This is a genomic window from Heliobacterium mobile (assembly GCF_009720735.1).
Classification (GTDB): domain Bacteria; phylum Bacillota; class Desulfitobacteriia; order Heliobacteriales; family Heliobacteriaceae; genus Heliobacterium; species Heliobacterium mobile.
Map to the genome: position 1 here is coordinate 1 of NZ_WNKU01000063.1, position 4358 is coordinate 4358.

Here is a 4358-nt window from a genome sequence, read left to right on the forward strand (position 1 = left end):
GGAGCAGTGGTGTAGAGGCCTAACATGCCAGCCTGTCACGCTGGAGATCGCGGGTTCGAATCCCGTCTGCTCCGCCATAATGCCGGCGTAGCTCAACTGGTAGAGCAACTGACTTGTAATCAGTAGGTTGCGGGTTCAAGTCCTGTCGCCGGCTCCATTTTTATCATGTATTAGAGTGAATTCAGTATAGTAGAGACTATTTCTCCCTTGAGAAGTAGTCTCTTTTTATTTTTTCATTAATAATATTGCCTAAAAGCTGTATGTATAAGGGCTATCCAGAAAGTCAATGATGCTCATTTTAGTGATAGTTGCCTCGCTGAGGGTAGGGTTTCTATTTCTTTACATGTATTCAGAATACATAATACTTTAAAATTCATGGAAGTTTTTCCATAGTTGACAAAAAGATTTAAGCTATTTATAGTTATCAATAAAAGAAGAAAAATTGCTGCAATTGTGAAAAGTTTAATAAATAATAGATATGTTGAATTTGATTAACTCAACAAAAATAAGAGGTGGGAGAATAATGACAAAACAGAAACCAAGGATAGTAATCTTAGGTGCTGGGTACGGTGGTATATTAACTACTGTACACCTGCAAAAACTTCTTCTCTCAGACGAAGCGGAAATCATTTTAATCAATAAACATGATTATCACTATCAGACAACATTGTTACACGAAGTTGCTGCGGGTACAGGCGATGAAAACCGTATCTGCATACCGATTAAGGAAGTTATTGACACCCAACGTATTCGCTTTATAAAAGACACTGTTCTCGGTGTTCAAAAAGAGGAACGACAGGTTATTCTCAGTCACGGCGGAACGCTTACATATGATTACTTGGTGGTTGCGTTAGGGTTTCAATCGGCTACTTTCGGAATACCAGGAATCATGGAACATGCCTTAATGATCCGTAGCATGAACTCAGCTCGCAAGATTCGCAACAAAATCGAATCCCTTTTCGCAGATTTTGCACGTGTAAAAGATTTAAAACAAACCTTGACTCTTATCGTAGGTGGAGCTGGCTTTACAGGTATCGAGTTCGTTGGAGAACTGGCTGACAAAGTGTCTGAGCTTTGCAAAAAGCATGGAGTTGACCGTCAACGCGTACGATTGCTCAATGTAGAAGGCGGCCCTGGAATTTTAGGTGCCTTTGATCCTTCCTTAGCCGCTTATGCCAAAGAATCGCTTGAACGTATGGGCGTTGAGTTTCGGCTTTCGACGCGGATCAAATCCGTCGATGCCCAAGGCGCAATCCTTGCATCTGATCAAGGGGAAGAAACGATTAGTCCTGCGACGGTGATATGGACCGGCGGTGTTCAGGGGAACTCGGTTGTCTGCGGTACGGCCTTTGACGCTCCACGTGGAAGAATCCCCGTAGAAAAAGATTTGCGCATAAAAGGATATGAAAACGTATTTGTGATTGGCGACTGCTCTGCTGTGATGGATCCCCAAACAGAACGCCCCTTTCCTCCTACAGCGCAGTTGGCTGTCATGCAATCGGCAACCTGTGCCCGAAATCTTACCTCTCTGATTCGCGGAGAACAGAGATTAGAGGCCTTTCATCCGCTCATGAAGGGCTCTGTCGCATCATTAGGGGCTCACGATGGGGCTGGCGTCATCTTGGGACTCAAAACGCGTGGTAAACTAGCTGTCTTGGCAAAAGCCATTGTAGATAATCGCTATTTGTATATTTTAGGTGGTCCCAAACTTTTATTCGGCAGAGGAAAGTTTACGATGTATTGCATGCAAACCGCATATACGACTTCCTCGAGCGGAAAATAATTTCTCTACAATCATGGAAAAACGCCATCGTCTAAAAAAGACGATGGCGTTTTTGGCTTATAGTGTCTCTTCGATTTCACTAAGCAGGCCTTTTATCGTCTCACTTTCTACATCAGTAAGCTCTTGCCCGTCAGTCAACTTTGCCAATAAAGCTTCGAACATTTGAACATCCGATTCATCGCCGCCTAGCTCAACAGCCCAATTTAAGGCTTTGGCGGCCTGATCTAAATTGTGCAGGGGAGGCATAGATTAATCACTCCTCTCTAATTAAAAGGAATCTTTTGATTTACAGATTCGCTACAGGAATGCTAATTCCTTCAAATCCTAACAAGCACAAGATGCGATTAAAAATTATTTGTAGGCTTTTGGAGGATGAGCTGATAAACTAAAATCAGGAAGAGTATTTCGTTAAGGATGGAAAGCGATGCGGTCCTTTCTAGCAGAATTGCAAAAGAAAATACTGCTTCATGATGAAGATGTCTCTAAGATAAGAGACTACGTACAAAAAAAGTTTGCCCGTGATGATGCTAGAGTGCGGGCAGCCGTGCTGGCGGATGCAATTCATCGTGTTTTAGACCGTCATATGCAATCCTTTGCTGGGGAAACGCGCGCTCAAATTCGAAAGAAGTTGATCGAACAGGCGGTAATTCAAAATTACTTTACCATTGACGCCGGCCGAGTTTTCCAGGTGACTCTAACCTTGGAGAAAGAAGAAAAGAATCAGCGAAAAGGAATCCTTGAATCATTATGGTACTTCGTCAATCATGACCAAGGCCTAACGCTCTCCCAGGACACACTTCAGGAGTTCGCTGAATTTATTCCGAAACAAGCAAACGGTAAAGAGGACCGTTTTTGGGAAGAGATCTTAGATGCTTGGGAAGAAAAGCAAACGCCGGCCTTAGTACATGGAGTAGATCAAGTTTTTCTTGACGAACCTTTAATTCATAAAGATTTAAAACAGGATCCAAACATAGCCGATGATCAGATTGATTACGAAAAAACGAGTGTTAAAACAAGCAATATCGTTACCTACAAAGTTACCGATGAATTGATCCCTGTTGGTTCAAAACAATCTTTTTCGTTGCCTATACCTCCTCCGAAAAGTTCCCTGCCTTCAAAAGTTGTGCCCTCTTTAGTAGGAACGGAAAAGAGATCTAAAAGGGAGAGTAAACCTAAAGTATTGCTTGCGGCAGCTGCAGCAGTGATGGTTGCTTCTTTTGTTCTGGTGCCTGTGATTTTAGGTTCGCCTGGTTTCACGTTAACCTCTTGGGCAGAAAAAGATGGCGAACAAGCTTTGAATCTCAGGGTTAAACAGAGCAATCAAAAACCTCAGAATGAATTGCCCGATATATTACGATATCATCCCGTTGATGTTGAGGCGTTGCGTCAGTGGTTACAGCAAAAGAATTCACTACTAGCGGATGAACCTTATCTTTCGACGATCATAAACACTTCCAAGGAATATGATATACATCCTTTTTTAATGATCGCCATTACCGGTCAAGAACAGGCCTTTGTTCCGAGAACAGTCGATAATGCCCGTAAAATCGCGAATAATCCATTTAACGTCTACCATAGCTGGCAGGACTACAACACTAATATAAATGATTCGGCCCGCATCGCCGCGGTGACGATTATCAACCTTAGCAAGGATCGACCGGTAAAGGCCGACCCTATCGCTTGGATAAACACGAGATATTCGGAGGATAATCGATGGTTTATCGGTGTTGAAGCTATATTTACCCAATTGGTAGACGAAGTAAAAGCCCCTCAGGGATAAAGTTCCATTGACTTCTATCTCCATACGTGATAAAAATATATACTGTCACTGCCAGACGGGATGATGAAAAATGAACGAGGTAATTTTGTAAGAGATACCAGTTGACGTTTTTTATCAAAAGTGATAATATTTAATTCCGTCGCCGGTGCGGTGGCGTTAAGGATTGGTCCTTGAAAATCAAACAGTTGTAAGCAAAAGCGTGCGAAACCAAAGTCAATTCGGCCCGCGTAAGTGGGACGGATAACTTCTTAAGAATCGATGAACTTCAGTAAAAAGAAGCCTTGATTCAACTAAGAATTACTTTATATCAACAAGAGCTTGACTCAAGCTTATCTACATTATTTGTGGAGAGTTTGATCCTGGCTCAGGACGAACGCTGGCGGCATGCCTAACACATGCAAGTCGAACGGAGCACGGATACTTCGGTGGAAGTGCTTAGTGGCGGACGGGTGAGTAACGCGTGGATAACCTGCCTGAGAGTGGGGGATAACAGCCCGAAAGGGCTGCTAATACCGCATAATGTGGTTCGGGGACATCCCCGGACAACCAAAGGAGCAATCCGCTCTTGGATGGGTCCGCGTCCGATTAGCTAGTTGGTGGGGTAACGGCCCACCAAGGCGACGATCGGTAGCCGGCCTGAGAGGGTGAACGGCCACACTGGGACTGAGACACGGCCCAGACTCCTACGGGAGGCAGCAGTGGGGAATCTTCCGCAATGGGCGAAAGCCTGACGGAGCAATGCCGCGTGGGGGATGAAGGTCTTCGGATTGTAAACCCTTGTCTTCGGGGAAGAAG

3 protein-coding genes, 2 tRNA genes and 1 rRNA gene are annotated in these 4358 nt (G+C 44.1%); 5 read left to right on the forward strand and 1 reads right to left on the reverse strand.

What is annotated here, in order from left to right:
* From GJ688_RS19205 to GJ688_RS19215, 3 genes are all read left to right on the forward strand, one after another.
* A tRNA-Asp gene (locus tag GJ688_RS19205) sits at window positions 1–77 on the forward strand.
* A gap of 4 nt (window positions 78–81) precedes the next feature.
* Window positions 82–157 (forward strand) — tRNA-Thr (locus tag GJ688_RS19210).
* Window positions 158–523: 366 nt separating this feature from the next.
* The gene (locus tag GJ688_RS19215) at window positions 524–1783 is read left to right on the forward strand and encodes an NAD(P)/FAD-dependent oxidoreductase (protein WP_155478113.1); all 1260 of its coding nucleotides are present in this window, start codon (window positions 524–526) and stop codon (window positions 1781–1783) included.
* A 57-nt stretch (window positions 1784–1840) separates the two neighbouring features.
* Here GJ688_RS19215 and GJ688_RS19220 read toward each other — a convergent pair whose 3' ends face one another.
* Window positions 1841–2029, reverse strand: coding sequence for a hypothetical protein (locus GJ688_RS19220; RefSeq protein ID WP_155478114.1), 189 nt, complete (start codon window positions 2027–2029; stop codon window positions 1841–1843).
* A gap of 178 nt (window positions 2030–2207) precedes the next feature.
* Between GJ688_RS19220 and GJ688_RS19225 the strand changes: the two genes are divergently transcribed.
* Window positions 2208–3563 (forward strand): hypothetical protein, encoded by a 1356-nt coding sequence (locus tag GJ688_RS19225; RefSeq protein WP_155478115.1) that lies wholly within the window; start codon window positions 2208–2210, stop codon window positions 3561–3563.
* A 341-nt stretch (window positions 3564–3904) separates the two neighbouring features.
* Window positions 3905–4358 (forward strand): 16S ribosomal RNA (locus GJ688_RS19230); the annotation flags it as partial.

Coding starts and splice junctions, on each gene's coding strand:
- GJ688_RS19220 (WP_155478114.1), bottom strand. CDS start 2,029: ATGCCTCCCCTGCACAATTTAGATCAGGCCGCCAAAGCCTTAAATTGG.
- GJ688_RS19225 (WP_155478115.1), top strand. CDS start 2,208: ATGCGGTCCTTTCTAGCAGAATTGCAAAAGAAAATACTGCTTCATGAT.
- GJ688_RS19215 (WP_155478113.1), top strand. CDS start 524: ATGACAAAACAGAAACCAAGGATAGTAATCTTAGGTGCTGGGTACGGT.